At 61.2% G+C, this 17372-nt stretch carries 14 protein-coding genes, 1 tRNA gene and 3 pseudogenes; 5 read left to right on the top strand and 13 right to left on the bottom strand.

Going from position 1 to position 17372, the window contains the following annotated elements:
• Window positions 1-148: 148 nt before the first annotated feature.
• Window positions 149-541 (bottom strand): DNA-directed RNA polymerase subunit omega, encoded by a 393-nt coding sequence (gene rpoZ / locus LMTR3_RS21600; RefSeq protein ID WP_024512695.1) that lies wholly within the window; start codon window positions 539-541, stop codon window positions 149-151.
• 364 nt (window positions 542-905) lie between these two features.
• Between rpoZ and LMTR3_RS21595 the strand changes: the two genes are divergently transcribed.
• Together LMTR3_RS21595 and LMTR3_RS21590 are read left to right on the top strand one after the other, a co-directional pair.
• Window positions 906-1535: a LabA-like NYN domain-containing protein gene (locus tag LMTR3_RS21595; RefSeq protein ID WP_028345653.1), complete on the top strand. Its 630-nt coding sequence runs from the start codon at window positions 906-908 to the stop codon at window positions 1533-1535.
• A 145-nt stretch (window positions 1536-1680) separates the two neighbouring features.
• Entirely contained in the window at window positions 1681-2334 is a 654-nt protein-coding gene (locus LMTR3_RS21590; protein ID WP_065747023.1) for a uracil-DNA glycosylase, read from the top strand.
• Window positions 2335-2435: 101 nt separating this feature from the next.
• On the opposite strand, the gene LMTR3_RS21585 is transcribed toward LMTR3_RS21590, so the two are convergent.
• The 4 genes from LMTR3_RS21585 to dapA all read right to left on the bottom strand — a co-directional run bounded on the left by LMTR3_RS21585 (window position 2436) and on the right by dapA (window position 5070).
• Window positions 2436-3011: a peroxiredoxin gene (locus tag LMTR3_RS21585; protein WP_065747022.1), complete on the bottom strand. Its 576-nt coding sequence runs from the start codon at window positions 3009-3011 to the stop codon at window positions 2436-2438.
• Window positions 3012-3085: 74 nt separating this feature from the next.
• On the bottom strand, window positions 3086-3559 hold the full coding sequence (gene smpB, locus LMTR3_RS21580) for an SsrA-binding protein SmpB (RefSeq protein ID WP_065747021.1): 474 nt from the start codon (window positions 3557-3559) through the stop codon (window positions 3086-3088).
• Between the two features lie 164 nt (window positions 3560-3723).
• A complete protein-coding gene (mscL, locus tag LMTR3_RS21575; RefSeq protein ID WP_065747020.1) occupies window positions 3724-4137 on the bottom strand; it encodes a large conductance mechanosensitive channel protein MscL in 414 nt (137 codons plus the stop codon).
• A 42-nt stretch (window positions 4138-4179) separates the two neighbouring features.
• Complete coding sequence (gene dapA, locus LMTR3_RS21570; protein ID WP_065747019.1) at window positions 4180-5070, bottom strand: 4-hydroxy-tetrahydrodipicolinate synthase; 891 nt, start codon at window positions 5068-5070, stop codon at window positions 4180-4182.
• Window positions 5071-5359: 289 nt separating this feature from the next.
• Here dapA and LMTR3_RS21565 point away from each other — a divergent pair, with 289 nt between their 5' ends.
• Window positions 5360-7585, top strand: coding sequence for a lytic transglycosylase domain-containing protein (locus LMTR3_RS21565; protein WP_502686660.1), 2226 nt, complete (start codon window positions 5360-5362; stop codon window positions 7583-7585).
• Window positions 7586-7956: 371 nt separating this feature from the next.
• Here the strand turns inward: LMTR3_RS21565 and LMTR3_RS21560 are convergent, their stop codons facing one another.
• Window positions 7957-9549 (bottom strand): porin, encoded by a 1593-nt coding sequence (locus LMTR3_RS21560; RefSeq protein ID WP_065747018.1) that lies wholly within the window; start codon window positions 9547-9549, stop codon window positions 7957-7959.
• Between the two features lie 694 nt (window positions 9550-10243).
• Between LMTR3_RS21560 and LMTR3_RS21555 the strand changes: the two genes are divergently transcribed.
• A tRNA-Ser gene (locus tag LMTR3_RS21555) sits at window positions 10244-10337 on the top strand.
• 56 nt (window positions 10338-10393) lie between these two features.
• On the opposite strand, the pseudogene LMTR3_RS21550 reads toward LMTR3_RS21555, so the two are convergent.
• The 3 pseudogenes from LMTR3_RS21550 to LMTR3_RS21540 form a co-directional block, all read right to left on the bottom strand.
• Window positions 10394-11576, bottom strand: a pseudogene (locus LMTR3_RS21550) (integrase core domain-containing protein).
• Window positions 11577-11649: 73 nt separating this feature from the next.
• A pseudogene (locus LMTR3_RS21545) lies at window positions 11650-11901 on the bottom strand (nuclear transport factor 2 family protein); the annotation flags it as partial.
• A 369-nt stretch (window positions 11902-12270) separates the two neighbouring features.
• Window positions 12271-12813 (bottom strand): annotated as a pseudogene (locus tag LMTR3_RS21540) (isochorismatase family protein).
• 155 nt (window positions 12814-12968) lie between these two features.
• Between LMTR3_RS21540 and LMTR3_RS40075 the strand changes: the two are divergent.
• Window positions 12969-13169: a hypothetical protein gene (locus LMTR3_RS40075; protein WP_245319967.1), complete on the top strand. Its 201-nt coding sequence runs from the start codon at window positions 12969-12971 to the stop codon at window positions 13167-13169.
• On the opposite strand, the gene LMTR3_RS40360 is transcribed toward LMTR3_RS40075, so the two are convergent.
• The 4 genes from LMTR3_RS40360 to LMTR3_RS21515 all read right to left on the bottom strand — a co-directional run bounded on the left by LMTR3_RS40360 (window position 13166) and on the right by LMTR3_RS21515 (window position 17372).
• Complete coding sequence (locus LMTR3_RS40360; protein ID WP_210184727.1) at window positions 13166-13711, bottom strand: hypothetical protein; 546 nt, start codon at window positions 13709-13711, stop codon at window positions 13166-13168. The two genes, LMTR3_RS40075 and LMTR3_RS40360, sit on opposite strands and share 4 nt — an antisense overlap.
• A gap of 31 nt (window positions 13712-13742) precedes the next feature.
• Window positions 13743-14009: a hypothetical protein gene (locus LMTR3_RS37860; RefSeq protein ID WP_065747015.1), complete on the bottom strand. Its 267-nt coding sequence runs from the start codon at window positions 14007-14009 to the stop codon at window positions 13743-13745.
• Window positions 14010-15597: 1588 nt separating this feature from the next.
• On the bottom strand, window positions 15598-17082 hold the full coding sequence (gene gatB / locus LMTR3_RS21520; protein ID WP_065747014.1) for an Asp-tRNA(Asn)/Glu-tRNA(Gln) amidotransferase subunit GatB: 1485 nt from the start codon (window positions 17080-17082) through the stop codon (window positions 15598-15600).
• On the bottom strand, window positions 17079-17372 hold the full coding sequence (locus LMTR3_RS21515; RefSeq protein WP_065747013.1) for a hypothetical protein: 294 nt from the start codon (window positions 17370-17372) through the stop codon (window positions 17079-17081). The genes gatB and LMTR3_RS21515 overlap by 4 nt, the downstream gene beginning before the upstream one ends.

The following is a 17372-nucleotide window of genomic DNA, read 5'->3' as shown; positions in this document are numbered from 1 at the left end:
GTCCTGTCAGCCCGCCTGGTCAGCCGTTTTCGGCCGCGCCGGCCAAGGACGCATTGTAACCGCAAAAATGTCAACAAAAGCAAAGGCCCGGACTGACGTCCGGGCCTTTGACAGATCGGGAGTTCGGGACGGACCAGAAGGTTCCGGGTTACTCGTCCTCTTCGGGCTGCTCTTCCGGCGGCGCCAGGCCTTCCAGCCCCTTGAGGAGCTCTTCTTCGGTCATGCGCTCGACCGCAACCTCGGTGTCGTCGGCATCCACGCTGGCACCGGCCGAGCCGATCAAAGGCACGGTATCGGGCTCAGGCTCGTCGACCTCGACGAATTTCTGCAGGGAATGAACCAGTTCCTCGCGGAGGTCTTCCGGGGAAATCGTGGAATCGGCGATTTCCCGCAGCGAAACGACCGGATTTTTGTCGTTATCGCGATCAACCGTGAGTTGCGATCCGGACGAAATCATACGGGCGCGATGCGCCGCCAGCAGGACCAGGTCGAACCGGTTGTCGACCTTGTCAATGCAATCTTCCACGGTGACGCGCGCCATAGACTGTCGCTCCGTTAATGGGGGCCAATATGTCGGTTATCGGCGCTAGTTATAGCGGCTGAGGCCGTTTCGCAAGACTAAATTGTGATTTGCCTTCCCAATGGGCTCTGGTACGCCAACTCTGGGGCCGGAACGGGGACAGGAACGGCCGGAGCGTCCAGACGCGGCAGGGTTGCCGTACAGGACAAGTAAATCTCTTCATTGCACTGTCCAAAGTATAGGTTTTTCGCCCTCGCCTCACCATAATTGCAGTGGTGACTGTCGTGGGGCACGATTCACCGAACTTTAGGCAACAGAACCGGAAAGTGCGCGCGGTCGTTAGCCGCTGCGCTAGAAAAGCTAACAACAACGTGAGAACCATTTGATGTCACCAGCTTCCAACAAGATTGCGCTCTTCATCGATGGCGCCAACCTCTACGCAACGGCCAAGACGCTCGGCTTCGACATCGATTACAAGCGCCTTCTCAAGGAATTTCAGAGCCGGGGAACGCTGTTGCGTGCGTTTTACTACACGGCAATCATCGAGGATCAGGAATACTCCTCGATCCGTCCATTGATCGACTGGCTCGACTACAACGGCTACACCGTCGTCACCAAGGCAACGAAGGAATTCATCGACGCATCCGGCCGCCGCAAGGTGAAAGGCAATATGGATATCGAACTCGCCGTCGATGCCATGGAACTCGCCGAGCATGTCGATCAGATCGTGTTGTTTTCGGGCGACGGCGATTTCCGCTCGCTGGTGGAAGCGGTGCAGCGCCGCGGCGTTCGCGTCACGGTCGTTTCGACCATTTCGAGCCAGCCGCCGATGATCGCCGACGAACTGCGCCGCCAGGCCGATGTCTTCACCGATCTCGTCGAACTGCAATCAAAGCTGGGCCGTGATCCCTCCGAGCGCCCTGCCCCGCGCGAGCCGCGTCACCACTCGCCGCAATTCCTGCAGCGCGCGACCACCGTGGCGCCACGGGCCGGCGACGACGATTTCGACGATTGAGCATGAGCCAGTACACTGCTAGAGCCTCGGTTCTGATTGAAAACAGAACCGGGGCTTTTTGTTTTGGCGCGCGCATCTGACGCGAACCGGTATCGACGCCGGATCAGGTCCGTGACTCAATTTCGCTCGAAAACGCATTGGACTGATGGCTAATCTCCCCGCCCCTGCGGCTGCCGAACCCGACCGCAACTGCCCGCTCTGCCCGAGGCTCGCCGAATTTCGCGCGCAGGCACGTGCCCGCGAGCCGGGCTGGCACAACTCGCCGGTCGCTTCGTTCGGCGATGCCTCCGCGCAACTGTTGATTGTCGGGCTGGCGCCGGGCCTGCAGGGCGCCAACCGGACCGGACGCCCGTTCACCGGCGATTACGCCGGCGATCTCTTGTATGCGACCTTGCTGGAATACGGCTTTGCGAAGGGCGTCTACCAGGCGCGACCGGACGACGGACTGAAGCTCGTCAACTGCCGGATCAGCAACGCGGTGCGCTGCGTGCCGCCGCAAAACAAGCCGCTGCCGGTCGAGATCAGCACCTGCCGGCAATTTCTGGCGACGACAATTGCGACCATGCCCAAACTGCGCGCGATCGTGCTGCTCGGCCGCATTGCACATGACTCGACCCTGAAGGCGCTCGGCCTGCGCAATGGCGCCGCCCCCTTTGCGCACGGCGCCGTGCATAAAGCCGGCGCGATCAGACTCTACGACAGCTATCACTGCTCGCGCTACAACACCAACACACGGGTGCTGACACCGGAGATGTTTCGCGACGTGTTTGCAAAAGTGCGGAACGATTTGGAGTCGTAGAATCGTAGGGTGGGCAAAGCGAAGCGTGCCCACCATCAGTGTCGCGGTTCGATAGATGGTGGGCACGGCGCAAGAGCGCCTTTGCCCACCCTACAAAATGCCTACCGCGGATTTTCCCTCAGCCATGCCAGTACGTCGGCGGCGTTCCGGTCGGGCGGGAAAACTGGATAGAACACGTGAGCAATGCGCCCATCGTCGACGATCAGCGCCAGCCGCTTGATCAACGTCAGTCCCGCCACTTCCATGGTCGGCAAGTTCAGGGCGCGGGTGAGCCTAAGCTTTTCATCCGACAGAACCGGAAACGGCAAATGCAGCCGTGACGCCATCTCGGTCTGGTAGACGTTGTCCTGGGTTGATAGACCGAACACCTGCCTGGTGCCGGCCGCTTTCAATTCCGCAAACAGATCGCGGAACGAGCAGGTTTGCGGCGTGCAGCCCCGCGCGCCAGGGATCATGTCCCAGTCGTCGACCAGGCTGATCTTGCCCGGCGACCCGGTGCGGGGATAGGCGAACACCACGGTGCGGCCGGGAAGCGCCGAGAGCGTCACCGAACTATCATCGGTGGCCAGCAGCGTGACCGGCGGAATCGCCATGCCGACGAGATGCGCAGACGCGCCGTCGTCGACCGGCGGAGGGATCTTGCTCCAGTCGACTTCATGCAGATTGGATTGAGCCATCTCGTCTTCCTCTCGTTCGCGAATAGCGAATGGAAGGGTCGGCTTCAGAGAATTTCCCTATTCGCTATTCACCCCTATCCTCTCGCCCGCATCAGGCGGCCTTTTTCCCGGCCCCAGTCGCGCTTCTTTTCGCTCTCGCGCTTGTCGTGCAGTTTCTTGCCCTTGGCGATCGCCAGCAACAGCTTGGCGCGGCCGCGCTCGTTGAAATAGAGTTTTAGCGGAATCAGCGTCATGCCTTCGCGATCGACTGCGCCCATCAGCTTGTTGATCTGCTTTCGGTGCAACAGCAATTTGCGCGGCCGTTTCGGCTCGTGGTTGAAGCGGTTGGCCTGCAGATATTCCGGAATATTGGCGTTGATCAGCCAGATCTCGCCGTCCTTGGAATCCGCATAGGACTCCGCAATGGTGGTCTTGCCATTGCGGATCGACTTCACTTCGGTGCCGGTCAGCGCGATGCCAGCCTCGACCGTGTCCTCGATTGCATAATTGAATCGGGCCTTGCGGTTTTCGGCGACGACCTTGGTCGGGCGTTCTTTTTTTTCGGCCACGGCTAGTGCCCTCTTCCGAAGTTCGTACAGTGATTGCTGAGCCCTTATACGAACTTCGGAAGACAAAGGGCACTAGCAAACTTATGATCGCTAGTGCCGCTTTTCGATTTGAGGTCCCCACGCGGACACGCGGCAAACATTGTGGGGACCTCAAATCGGCGGCACTAGCCCTTCTTGAGGAGATCGCGGATCTCGATCAGCAGTTCTTCCTGCTTGGTCAGCTTCGGCGGCGCGGGCGCGGCTTCGTCCTTGCGCTTCAGCTTGTTCATCGCGCGAATGACGACGAACAGCACGAAGGCGATGATGAGGAAGTTCAGCGTCAGCGTAAGGAAATTGCCCCAAGCCAGCACGGCGCCTTGCTTTTTGGCGTCCGCCAGGTTGCTGGCGTTTACCGCCTTCGACAGTGGCGTGAAATAGTTGGAGAAATCAAGACCGCCGGTGATCGCGCCGATCACCGGCATGATGACGTCGCCGACCAACGAGGTCACGATCGCGCCGAAGGCCGCACCGATGATGACGCCAACCGCAAGGTCGACGACGTTACCCTTCATCGCGAATTCGCGGAATTCCTTCAGCATGCTGGCTTCCCCTCTTCGTTCTTCAGGCGAAGCGGAACCGCCCTAGTTGATCAGGCCGGCATGGACCATGGCGCTGCGCACGGCGACGCGCGTCGGCTCGGACACCGGCACCATCGGCAGCCGCAGCTTCTCGTCGATCTTGCCGAGCAGCGAGAGCGCGTATTTCACCGGCGCCGGATTGCTTTCGATGAAGAGGTTGTTGTGCAGCGGCATCAGCTTGTCATGCAGTTTGAGCGCGGTGGCGTGATCGCCTTTCTGCCATGCCGCGTGAAATTCCGAGCACAGCCGCGGCGCGACGTTGGACGTGACCGAGATGCAGCCATGGCCGCCATGCGCCATGTAGCCGAGGATGGTGGCGTCCTCGCCCGACAATTGGTTGAAGTCCTCGCCCATCGCCGCGCGCTGCTGCGATACCCGCACCATGCTGGCGGTCGCATCCTTCACGCCGGCGATGTTTTTCAGCGCGAACAGCCGCGTCATGGTCTCGACCGACATGTCGATCACGGAACGGCCGGGAATGTTGTAGATGATGATCGGAATGCCGATGGCATCGTTGATCGCCTTGAAGTGCTGGTACATGCCTTCCTGGGTGGGCTTGTTGTAGTACGGCGTCACCACCAGCACCGCATCTGCTCCCGCCTTCTCCGCATGCTCGGCAAGCTCGACCGCTTCCTTGGTCGAGTTGGAACCCGCGCCGGCAATCACCGGCACCTTGCCCTTGGCCTCGTCGATGCACCATTCGACCACGCGCTTGTGCTCGTCATGGCTCAGCGTCGGGCTTTCACCGGTCGTGCCCACCGGGACCAAGCCGTGGGTGCCTTCGGCGATCTGCCAGTTCACCAAGCCGCGGAAGGCGGCCTCGTCGACCGAGCCGTTCTTGAATGGCGTGACCAAGGCGGTAAACGACCCCCGGAATTTTGTCTTGGCTGCCATGGACTTCCTCCAAACGCTTAAGAAACGGCACGACCGAAACTGGATTTCAATTCATATCGGGTCTGGCGACCAGGCGAAAGGGCCGTGCATCAGGCGCTAGCGCCTTGTTCCGACGCTCTTTCCTGCCGCGGGCCAATATCTGCCATCCTCGAACGCTGATAGCCGCGATTTTGCCGTGGTGATGGCGCAAACAGGTCCACCGCGACGTTTTTAGCATTTTGTCCACATATTCAATCAAAATAGACCAAGGCTGGAGCGATTGAATGATTCGCCGCCGCAGAGGAAAGCCGTGATCCCTTCCGCCCGCGCCGCCGCGTTGCGATCGACCGCACTGGCCACAGGCCTGGCGCTGGCGGTCGGACTGACTTCCTTCCCTCTGGAAAGCTGGGCCAAGTCAAAAGTTCCCGTCCCGAAGCCGCGACCGATTGCCCGCAACGTCGTTCCCAAGTCCCTGCCCAAGTCCGCGCCGACAGCCAATACCAGCACCCCGGCTGCGCCGACCCATGCAGCGCCGGCCCCGCCGCCGCCTGTTCTGGCGCCTGCGACCCGCCAGCATGCTGTCGCGCCGCCGCCGCGCAGACACGCCCCAGCCGCAGTGGCCGCGACCTCCTCGACGTCTCAGGCCGACAAGGACGCGCTGGAGAACGTCATCGAATTGGTGCGCAAGCAGAAGCACGGCGATGCGACGCAAGTGCAGGCCACGATCTCGGACCCTGTCGCCCGCAAGCTTGCAGAATGGCTGATCCTGCGCAGCGACAACAACAACGCCTCGGTCGAACGCTATCGTGCGTTCATTTCCGCCAATCCGAGCTGGCCCTCGCAAACCTTTCTGCGCCGGCGCATCGAGGCGGCCCTTTGGGACGACCGCCGCGACGATGCGGCGGTCTGGTCCTGGTTTGAAAACCAATCGCCGATCTCGGGCAAGGGCAAGTTCGTGCTGGCGAAGGCGATGCTCGCGCGCGGCGATCGCAACAATGCCGAACGGCTGGTCCGCGAGTCCTGGCGCCGCGATGGCATGTCGGAAGATACCGAGAACGCGGCGCTCGATATGTTCGGTGCGCTACTGACCGCGGGCGACCACAAGGCGCGGATGGAATCTTTGCTTTACGGCACCGAACAGGAAGCCGGAGGCATGCGCGCCGCGAAACGGCTCGGCTCAGGTCATGTCGCGCTCGCCAAGGCGCGCATTGCGGCCAACAAGAAGGCCTCCAACCTCAGGGCCCTGCTCGAGGCGGTGCCGCGCGAATTGCATGGCGAAACCGGCTATCTCTTCGCAAGAATCCAACTGCTTCGCCGCGAAGACAAGTTCAACGAAGCCGCGCAGCTCATGCTGAGCGCGCCGAAAGATCCCAATCGCCTGCACAATCTTAACGAATGGTGGATCGAGCGGCGCCTCCTGGCGCGCAAGATGATTGATGTCGGCGAGTATCGCAACGCCTACCTGATCGCGCGGGATGCGGCGCTGCCGACGCGTGACATCTACAAAACCGAGCAGGAATTCACCGCGGGCTGGATCGCGTTGCGCTTCCTGAAGGATCCAGCCATCGCCGCCCAGCACTTCGCCCGCATCGGCGTCGGCAGCGCAAACCCGACCGCGCTCGCGCGCGCCGGCTACTGGCAGGGCCGCGCCGCGGAAGCCGCGGGCCGCGCCCAGGAAGCGCGCGCAGCGTACGGCCGCGCCGCCGAGCAATCGACGAGCTATTACGGCCAGTTGGCACGCGCAAAACTCGGCCTGCCGCAGCTCGATCTGAATGGCGCGCCGCGGGGCCGCGGAGCCGAACGACTGGAGATCGTTCGCGCCGTCCAGTTGCTCTATGAGCTCGATGAGCGCGAACTTGCGCTTCCGATTTTCGGCGACATGGGTGAGAACGGCGATCCGGATGCCGTGGCCGGCATCGGCGAACTCACGGCGCGCTACAACGATGCCCGCGGCATGCTGCTGCTTGGCAAGGCCGCGCTCAACCGCGGCCTGCCGTTCGAGCACTACGCCTATCCCGTCATGGGCATCCCTTCGTTCAAGCAGCTTGGCCCCGAGGTCGAGCGAAGCGTCATCTACTCGATCGCGCGGCAGGAAAGCGCCTTCAATCCGGCCGTGGTCTCGCCGGCCCAGGCCTACGGGCTGATGCAGGTGACGCCGGATGCCGGACGCTACGTTTGCAAGCGGGCCGGCGTCAGCTTCGATCTGAACCGGATGAAGACCGATTCGGTCTACAACGCCATGCTCGGCGCCGCCGAGCTCGGCGGGCTGCTCGAGGACTATCGCGGCTCCTACATCCTGACCTTCGCCGGCTACAATGCCGGTCGTGGCAGCGTGAAGAAATGGATCGAGCGTTACGGCGATCCGCGCGATCCCAAGGTCGACGCCGTCGACTGGGTCGAACTGATCCCGTTCTCCGAGACGCGCAACTACGTGCAACGGATCATGGAGAACATGCAGGTCTATCGCGCGCGGTTCGGCGGCGGGACCAAGCTCCAGATCGAGGCCGACCTGCATCGCGGCGCGAGCATCGAATAATCATACTGCGTCATAAGCCCCTCATGGTGAGGAGCCTGGAACGCGCGTCTCGAACCATGAGGCCCCGTCTGTGGCCTACATCCTTCGAGACGCCCGCTTCTCGCGGGCTCCTTCGGAATAAGCGCAAGTGCGCTTATTCCTGAGATGAGGGGTTTGAGCGATTATGACGCCGTGGAACGAACCCGACTTGACCTGAATATTGAGCCAGGGCCCAGAACGAGCCTGCGGGCAGCAGCTATCTTTCGCAATAAGTGCTGAAGCGCGGATAAGGCATGCGCCGCCCTTTGTCCGTGCCACGAACCATACCCACAATGAAAAACCCCCGGCAGTTGCCTGCCGGGGGTTCTCCTAGTGTTTCAAGTCTTTCAGGATCAGAAGTTACGCTGAGCGCGAACGTTCAGGAAGACGGTGCTCTGGTCCCTGAACTCGTACACAGCGGTCGGCTTCGGAGCCGCCGGCGTCAGAATGGCAGAGCCCGTGAACTTCTGGTCGAGGAAGAACGCGCCGACTTCAGCCGAGAAGGTCAGGTTCCTAACGGGAGTCCAGCGGGTGACCACACCAACCTGGGCAAAGTTGAAGTCGGGGTTGCAGCTATAGTCTGCAGACACGACCTTGCCGAAGTTGAAACTCGCGCAGAACTGACCCTTGGCGGTAAGGATGTCCAGAGCGTCGCCGCCGTAGCGCACCGAACCGTAGCTGCCCCAGAGGCTGGTCGACCAGAAGGGATCCCAGTTGTGGTTGAACGCACCACGGATACCCCATGCATCCACCAGCTTGATGTCGCCGGTAAGACCGCCGGTAATAAACCCGGGCAGGAAAACCCCGTCAGCCGTTTGGCCGAAGCCGATGCTCTGGTAACCGCCCGCAAGGCCGGTTGAACCGAACATCGCGAAGTTCGGCGAGGTACCGCTCGTGGCGACCACGGCCTTCGTCATACCCTTGGAGTAGGTGGCATCGATCTTGATGTCGTCACCCGCGCCGGTCGGCAGGTTCTTGATCTGCAAGGCTGCCATCACCGCACCGCCCCACTTGTCGTCGGGGTGACCGGAGATTTCCGACAGATTGTTCGGAGTGCCGCCAACGTTGAGGATGTTGTAGGAAGCGTTCACGAGATGCGCAGCACCCGAAATCTGGAACAGACCCCAGGCCTGGTCGACGCGGATGTTGCCGACGATGTCGGGAGCATGCGTTCCGCCGTAGGCGTTAGCACCAGCGGCCGTGGCCTGGACAGCACCCAATGCAAACCCTGCGGGTGTGGCGGCCACGCCGAGGTTCAGCAGGGAGGTACGGCCGTACTGGGTCGGATCATCGAGGCCGATGGTGGCCGACACGCCGTTTCCGAACTGAGCGGTGTACTGGATGTTGTTGACGCCGGTGACGTAGTCGGGGCCACCCATCAAGAACGAGTTGTTGTTGCCCGGATAGCCGTTCCAGGGCGTCGCAAAAGCCGACACCGACTTACCGAAGGTGAAGCCGGCGAACTGCAGGAAGATCTGGTCGACCGCGACGTAGCCGCCACCCGCGGTGTTGAGCGCGTTGGAAGCACCGCCCGGGAACGAGGCAAGTGCGCTCGGGTTGGCCGTGCCGAAGTTGTTGAACTGGAAGTTACCCTGGCCGAAGGTGCGGACAACACCGTATTCAGTGGCGGTACGCGTATCAACTGTGAGCGCCAAACGAGAACGGCTAGCGAAGTAATCGCGGTAGCGGTTACCCTGACCGAGATCGCCGCTCCAGGCCGGACCACCGTAGACGTTGCCGTTGAACGTGGTGTCAATGCGTAGGTAACCACCGATCTTCATGCAGGTGTCGGTGCCGGGGATATAGAAGAAACCCGCACCATAAAGGGAGCAGATCCTCACGTACTCGACCGCTTTGGCCTTGACGGGAAGATCGGCCGCCTGTGCTCCGCTCATGGCGACCAGACCCGCCGCTGAGCCGAGAATAAGGCTCTTAACCATCTTCATGCTAAACCTCCAAAAGTTGCTCTGTAGGGAAGGTTCCGGATCCGCTGGGTGAAACACCCTAAGGTTGGTTCCCTTGTCCCCTGAACCCGCTTAGTCGCTTCGCGCCTTCGGACACTCCCGCATGAACGCGAGGGACTTAAGCGAACCACCTAAAACGGGACGACCTCGGGATGCCCCCCTCCGTCGCCCGATCACAATTACCGAGGACTCCTGCACAAGCAACAAAGGAACCGCTTCGAGCGGCCCGACTCCGCCCCTTTTCCGAAGGGTGTTGCACAAATAACACGTGTTTGTGATCGAAGTTTTTCTGCAAGCCTTTGTATCCAATAGACATTTTTGATTAGTTCTATTTGACACGTGAGTTGCTGCGTGGGCAGCGCAGCAAGCGGTTCTGCCCTCCGAACGATGTCATCGCGTCGAATCGAATGGTGGGATTCGCCGAATCCGCATTGAACAAACGCATAAGAAAAGGCGACGTGCGGCAGCCGGTTTGGGCGATTCATGACAAGTATAAAGGCTGGAGCCGACGCCCCCGCCGTCATGGTCAGAGGAAAAGAAGCGGTGTGATCTGCTCCGCGGGATGCGGGATCGACACGGCAGGAACGCCTGTGGCGGCACCGCCACCAAATAGCCCCGGCGTAACCTGAATCTGCCGCTTGCGGCTCGCCCTCGCGTCGGGCATATCCGCCCTCATGGAGCTGTGGCCGAGTGGCTGAAGGCGGCGGTTTGCTAAACCGTTATAGGGTTGTAAAGCCCTATCGAGGGTTCGAATCCCTCCGGCTCCGCCATTTGCCATCTGTCCGGCCCGGAGACATGGGTAACGGAACGTACCTAAGAAACGTACCTAAGACATGGGTGACAACCTCGTGCCGAACGGGTTGTCGAGGGGCTGCAAGGTTTTCTGCTCCTGGTCGAAGTATCGCAAATCATGGTGCATGAAGCTGGCGAGCCAAATGCCCTCGTCGACCTCCTTGATGCCCAGTCTCTGACCTGCCAGCACGGTGGAGATGTTGATCCTTTTTCGGTGCAAGCAGAGGCGGCCGCAGGCGGTGACGAGCACGTCGCGATCGTGGAACGGATAAGACAGTTCGGGCAATCCGTCGTAGCGGCGTGGTGAGGCGGTGTAGAGTTCGGCGGGGCACTTCATGTCGAGCGCCTCGTGCGGCCGTTCAGTGTTGAACTCACCTACGAAGGCGTCGAAGCGATCCTGCTGCTGCAGGCTGTTGAAGCCCGGCGGCCGTGTTGCTTCTTTTTTGAGGGTGAGGTGCATGCGCTCGTGGCGGCCGTTCTGCTGCGGATGACCCGGCTTGATGCGTTCGATGGCGATGCGAGCCGAAGCCACCAGACCGACAGCTTTGACAAATTGAACAGGGCATTGGGACTGGCAAAGGGCACGCCGTTGTCGGAGCGAATGGCCAAGGGCAAGCCGTGCTCGCAGAACAGCCGCTCAAAGGCGATGCAGGCCGTGTCCTCGCGGGTCGAACCGAGGGCTTCGCAGAGAAGCAGATAGCGGGACGCATGGTCTGTCACGGTCAGCAGGTAGCAATACCGGCCATTGCCGAGCTTGAACTCGCCTTTGAAGTCGGCACACCACAGATCATTGGGCGCCACGCCCTTGGCGGGAGGCGTGCCGCGCGCGGTGGCGCGGCCCGCCGGCGCGCTTGACCAAGGCCATGGCGGTCGAGAACCGTATGGATGGTACTTTTGGCCGGAACCCTGACATCGCCGTCGAGCCGACGCACCAGCAGCTCGCGGATCTTGCGGGCGCCCAAGTGTGGTTTCTCGGCCTTGAGGCGGACAATCAGGCTTTCGACCTGGTGCGGTAATTGGTTGGCGTAGCGCACCGGTCGCCGCGACCGGTCCGTCAGGGCCTCCAGCCCCTGCTCCTTGTAGCGGCCATAGATCTTGTAGCCGATCTTGCGAGATACCCCGAAATCCCGGCACACATCCGTCATGGCCTCTCCGTCGAGAAGCCGAGCGACAAAGCGAAGGCATTCTTCCATGACCGAACTCGCTTTCCACGGCATCAACACCTCCCGACCAAAAAGCGGAAAGTGTCCCATGTGTCCGGTACGAAATGTCACCTATGTCTCGGGTCGCTCAGTCGACGTCCCAATGCTCGGCTAGCTTGCCGCCCTCAACCCGAAAGAGATCGATCACCACCTGCGATTCGTCTGCCCAGCCGCGGATGCGGCCGTGGATGGCGACGAAATCGCCTTCAGCGACGATTAGGCCGGGCTCGGAGTAGACGGCCTGCGACAGGTCAGCGACGAGCGCCTGCAACGCCTCGCGACCTTGGGGAATGTTGGGATTGTGCTGGATGTAATTTGGAGCGTCGAGGCGTTCCACTGCCGACGCATCGTGACAAACAGTGAGGTCATCGCCTCGATCACCAGCGCCTTATTGCGCTGGGGACGATCATCGAAGGCACGATCAGCGGGTCGAGCAATCGCAAACGTCCCGGTCATTCGCAGAAACTGACCGCTAGGCAGCGGTGTCCGCTGCAGTCGCGGGAAATGGTTGGACCGAGTGCCCGACCACGCGCGTCCGCCTGGCCCTGAACCTCCGCGAAGAAAGCAGCGCGGCTGGTGGTCGTTGATCATGCCGACCGCGTGCATTAGGGCATGGACGGCCTTCCTATTGAGAGGGGATGACGAGGCTCGATAAGCAATCAGCTTTCTCGCAACGCGCCGCTCGAGAATCTCTGCATCGCCGCTCAAATCAACCAGCGGCGCTCGGCACCGGCGTGTTGAGCAACTGCTGCTCCCACAGGAACGCGATGCCGCTACCGCCGGCATGCTGCGTGATCACTTCCGTCAACGCGACGGCTTTGATCTGTCCGAGCCCAGTCGCGCTGCCATTCGGCCGCCAGCGCCAGCCAGGTCATCATGTTCGCGCCGGCGGCGATCATGCGCTTGATGGCGACCTGACCGCGTCCACCACCTTCTGATCCTCCCAGGTGTTGATGAACGTCCGGTCGATCACTTCCTGGCCTGGGAAAACATCCGTGATCTGAGGGAAGAGGAGACCGCCCCGCTCAGCAATCACGGTGGTTAGGATGGTGGGGACGCCGAAGGCCTTGGCGGCCTTCGCCAGACCCGCCGTATTGTTGATCACCATCTGGGGTTCGTGGCTGTTCACGTTCGCGAGTTGGTAAGGCTGGTGGTCGATCAGAACGAGTACCGAGTCTTCTGGACGAAGAAGCGAAGCAAGGCCGTTACGAAAGGTCGTTATTACATCCTTTGCTGCCGCTGTGAGCGGCATTGGTTTTGCGGGAGACATACGCCAGGGCGACGTTGCCTGGACCACCGTCGCGACGACCGAACCGGACCTTCCTGATTTCGCCATCGCAGTTTGTACGGCGAGAAGCCGCGCCGAAATTGCTCGCCGTCCTCGAGAGAGCTGCGGATGGCGAGGTCTTGTCAGACGATGACAGCCTGCTGCTGTTCCGCGGGCTTCATATCCTGGGCGGAGCTCGCAACCGCGAAGCGTGCCAGCCGCCGCTGCGTCTGCTGCGCCGTCCCTATGAAGAAGTCGACCTGCTGCTCGGCGACACCGTCACCGAGAGCCTGGCTAAAATCGTCGCTGGCGTATCGACGGCGATACCGACGGCTTGTTAGCCTTGATCGCCGACAGCTCGGTCGACGGATTCATCCGTGAAGCATTGTTTGGTGCAGCGACCTTCCTGGCATGGGAGCGCCGCATCGAGCGCGATCGGCTGAAGGGATTTCTTGTCCGGTTCCATGAGGAACGGCCGGCAGAAGACGGCGATCAGGCCTGGGTCGGCTGGCTGCGGGCGATCGCCCTGCTCGGCCTGCGTGATCTGGTGCCGCTGGTTGACAAGACCTTCCGCAAAGACCGTATCCCCGAGTGGATCGATCGCCCTCAGTTCGATGAGGATCTTGCCGACGCCGAAAGTGCGCCCGACGACATCGGCCGGTTCGCGCAGATCAATCTGGGATACATCGAGGACGTGCTGGTATCGATGGATTGGGCGCGCCGGTCCGAAGACGATGTGTTCGAAGCAGGCGACGAGAAATCGTCCTGGGCCGATTTCGTGTATCCGAACGAGCCGGTCAGAAATCCCTGGCGCCACGTCGGACGTAACGATCCATGTCCCTGCGGGAGCGGCAAGAAAGCGAAGAAATGCTGCCTTTGCCAACGGAGAGCCGCCGGCGTGACGCCGGCGACTTTCAATGCGCCGTCATCCACGCACGCGCCTCGCGCTGTGCGGTGGCGATTTCGGCATCCGACATCATGGCGGCGACCTCGCGGCGCATGGAGATTGCATCCGCGCGTCCCTTCAGCGCGGCGAGATTGAACCATTTGTGGGCCGCGACGAGATTGACCACGCCGGAACGGCCGCTCGCCCAGTAAAGGCCGCGCTCGAACAGCACGTCCGGAATCGCGGTCGCCTCCACCGGAATTGCGGTGTCGAGATCGATCTGCCCCTGAAACATATGTAGCTCCCCTTCTTATCGTTGCCGCCCTCCCCCGAGCGCGGCCCCTGTCCACTGTTGACTTCCCCAGCGCGCGATCAGCAAAAGTGGAAACCGGTTTTGCGTCCGATCGCGCGCCCATTATTAGAAGAGCGCATGATCTGATCGCCAAACCACCCACACTTTGGCGGATCATGCGCGTACCGTTTTCCGGTCTGTTGTTGGGATGATCATGGCCGAACAAATTTGAAGAGCAGTTTAAGGTTCGCGATGAACGGGGTGTAAACGCGCACCTTGCGCCGTTGACACGAAAATCGCAGAAGTATCTGCGGCACAAGGAGAAGTGGCCAATCGTGAAAGTCGGTTTACCCTGCGGTTTCGCGGAACGATAACCATTGCGGCCAATGTCGGTGTCATCATCACCCGTCACCCGACCGAAGCGTTGACGGTTCCCAGATGACCCGGTGTCGCGCAGCTCTGCAGCCATGCAGGAGTTCAAGGCGCGCCGGCCACCGAAACGCGCCTGAATCGGCGCGACAGGCGGAACCGAACCGTCGGCGCCTGTGAACGATGAAGTGAATTTGGGAAACTTCAGCGCCGGACGCCTGATGCGCGGGCTGTCGGAGCGCTCCAGCGAGAGCGGGCGTTCCCGAGCGCGGGTACGACGCCCCAAGGGAACGAGGGCGTCGGCGAACACGTCAGGACCAGATTTCAAACCGGGCTTTTGGCCCGATGAAATTGCGGGCAGTTAAGGATGCCCGCACCGAACGAAGAAAACCTGTTTCTTCTGCCGGACCGGTTTGAAAGAGCAAGCTCTTCCGAAATACGATCCAGCCGTTTGACCTGATGTCTCGCCGACACCCTCTTTCGTCGACCAGAGCCTTCAGCGTTTCGTCTTGGGGCTCGGGTGACGTGCCGGCATCGAGCCGCCGGCAATTTTCAAAGAAGCGAACTTACTTCTTCTTCTTGGCGACCTTGCGGGTCTTCTTCGCAGTCTTCTTCACTGCGCTCTTCGCTTTCTTCGCCTTCTTAGCTTTCTTGGCCATGTTGCCCTCCTAATGTAGTGAGATGGCTTAGTCGCTGCGTGCACTCGGGAATCGAGATGCACTACATCCCGAATACACCAACACATTCAAAAAAACAGCGTCCCGCTTAAGGAAGTGTTGACGCGGCAATGTGAGAGCGCGCACAGCGCTGCAGTCGGCGACGCAACGACATGCTCGCGCGTCGATGCAAAAAGTGCCGCAACGACCGACATCGGCGTTTGTCAAGATTGCAAGAATCGCCTGTGCCGCAGCGCTTTCTTGAATTCGCGCCAACCACGTTCGATGCGCACTCGATGTCGTCGCGACTCACTGATGCCGCGAAAACATCGTGTGCACGGACTCTGAGTCGCAAATTTTGGCAATAAAAAAATTTTCGTGGACACAGCGCTGGCGTCTCATCGCCGCTCGCCAAAACCGAACTTTTTTGCGAATCGCGAACACCGATTCGCAACTGCGCTATCGGGCGCGCAGGTGAATTTCAGATCGCGATCGACGATCGAAACGCGCTCGCACGCATCAGTCGCGGCGCCGTCAACGACGGAGTCGTCCCGTTACGGGACGCTTCAGATGCCGAGCTTCGCCTTCAGGAGATCGTTGACTGCTTGCGGATTGGCCTTGCCGCCGGACTGCTTCATCACCTGGCCGACGAACCAGCCGGCGAGCTGCGGCTTGGCTTTCGCCTGCGCGACCTTGTCCGGATTGGCGGCGATGATGTCGTCGACGACCTTCTCGATCGCACCGAGATCGGTGACCTGCTTCATGCCGCGCGCTTCGACCAGCTCGCGCGGGTCGCCGCCTTCGGTCCAGACGATCTCGAACAGGTCCTTTGCGATCTTGCCGGAGATCGTGCCCTCGCCGATCAGGCCGACGATCGCGGCCAACTGCGCCGCCGACACTGGCGAATCTCCAATGCCATGGCCTTCCTTGTTGAGGCGTCCGAACAGCTCGTTGATCACCCAATTGGCGGCGAGCTTGCCGTCGCGCGCCTTGTCGGCGAGCCCCGCGAGCACGGTCTCATAGAACACTGCGCTCTCCCGCTCGGCGACCAGCACGCCGGCATCATAGGGCGACAGGCCGAGGCTCTCGATGAAGCGTGCCTTCTTCTGGTCCGGCAATTCCGGCAGCTTCGCCTTGAGCTCATCGACATAGCTTTGCGTGAACTCGAGCGGCAGCAGGTCGGGATCGGGGAAATAACGATAGTCGTGCGCCTCTTCCTTGGAGCGCATCGATCGCGTCTCGCCCTTGTTGGGGTCGAACAGGCGCGTCTCCTGGTCGATCGTGCCGCCATCCTCGATGATCTCGATCTGACGCCGGGCCTCGTACTCGATCGCCTGGCCGATGAAGTTGATCGAGTTCATGTTCTTGATCTCGCAGCGGGTACCGAGCGGCCCGCCGGGCTTTCGCACGGACACGTTGACGTCGGCGCGCAAGGACCCCTTCTCCATGTCGCCGTCGCAAGTGCCGAGATAGCGCAGGATCGAGCGCAGCTTGGTCACATAGGCCTTGGCCTGCTCGGCGTCGCGGATGTCGGGCTTGGAGACGATCTCCATCAGCGCCACGCCGCAGCGGTTGAGGTCGACATAGGACATCGTCGGTGACTGGTCATGCAGCAATTTGCCTGCATCCTGTTCCAGATGCAGCCGCTCGATACCGATGGTGGCAGTCCTGCCGCCGTCGAGCTCGACGACGATCTCGCCCTCGCCCACAACAGGCGATTTGTACTGGCTGATCTGGTAGCCCTGCGGCGAGTCCGCATAGAAATAGTTTTTTCGGTCGAACACCGAACGCAGGTTGATCTTGGCGTTGAGGCCGAGCCCGGTTCGGACAGCCTGCTTGACGCATTCCTCGTTGATGACCGGCAGCATGCCCGGCATCGCGGCATCGACCAGCGACACATGGCTGTTGGGCTCGCCGCCGAATTCGGTCGAAGCGCCGGAGAACAGCTTTGACTTCGAGGTGACCTGGGCGTGCACCTCCATCCCAATCACGACTTCCCAGTCGCCGGTCTGGCCCTTGATCAATTTTCCCGGTTTGACTGACACGGTCATGCTTTTCCACCTCCGAGCAGCGCGGACACGATCCGCTCCCATTCGGCTTCCAGAGAATCCTTCGCCACCGGCTGGCCGGCCTGGCGATACCAGTAGCCGGCGTTGCCGAGATCGCCTTCGACCCGGTGCAGATAGGCATGCACCCAGGCGGCCTCGGCGGTGCCTTCATCCTGCACGATCTTGTGCGCCCGATCCCAGTCGCCCTTGGCAGCCCACCACAACGCGGCCAGCGGCGGCTCGAGGCCCGGCGCGGGCGCTGCATCCGTCAGGCTGGCGCGGAAATCCGGCAT

The organism is Bradyrhizobium sp. LMTR 3 (assembly GCF_001693485.1).
GTDB lineage: Bacteria > Pseudomonadota > Alphaproteobacteria > Rhizobiales > Xanthobacteraceae > Bradyrhizobium.
The sequence above is the reverse complement of the archived record's forward strand: the minus strand, read 5'-3'. Positions and strand labels throughout refer to the sequence as shown.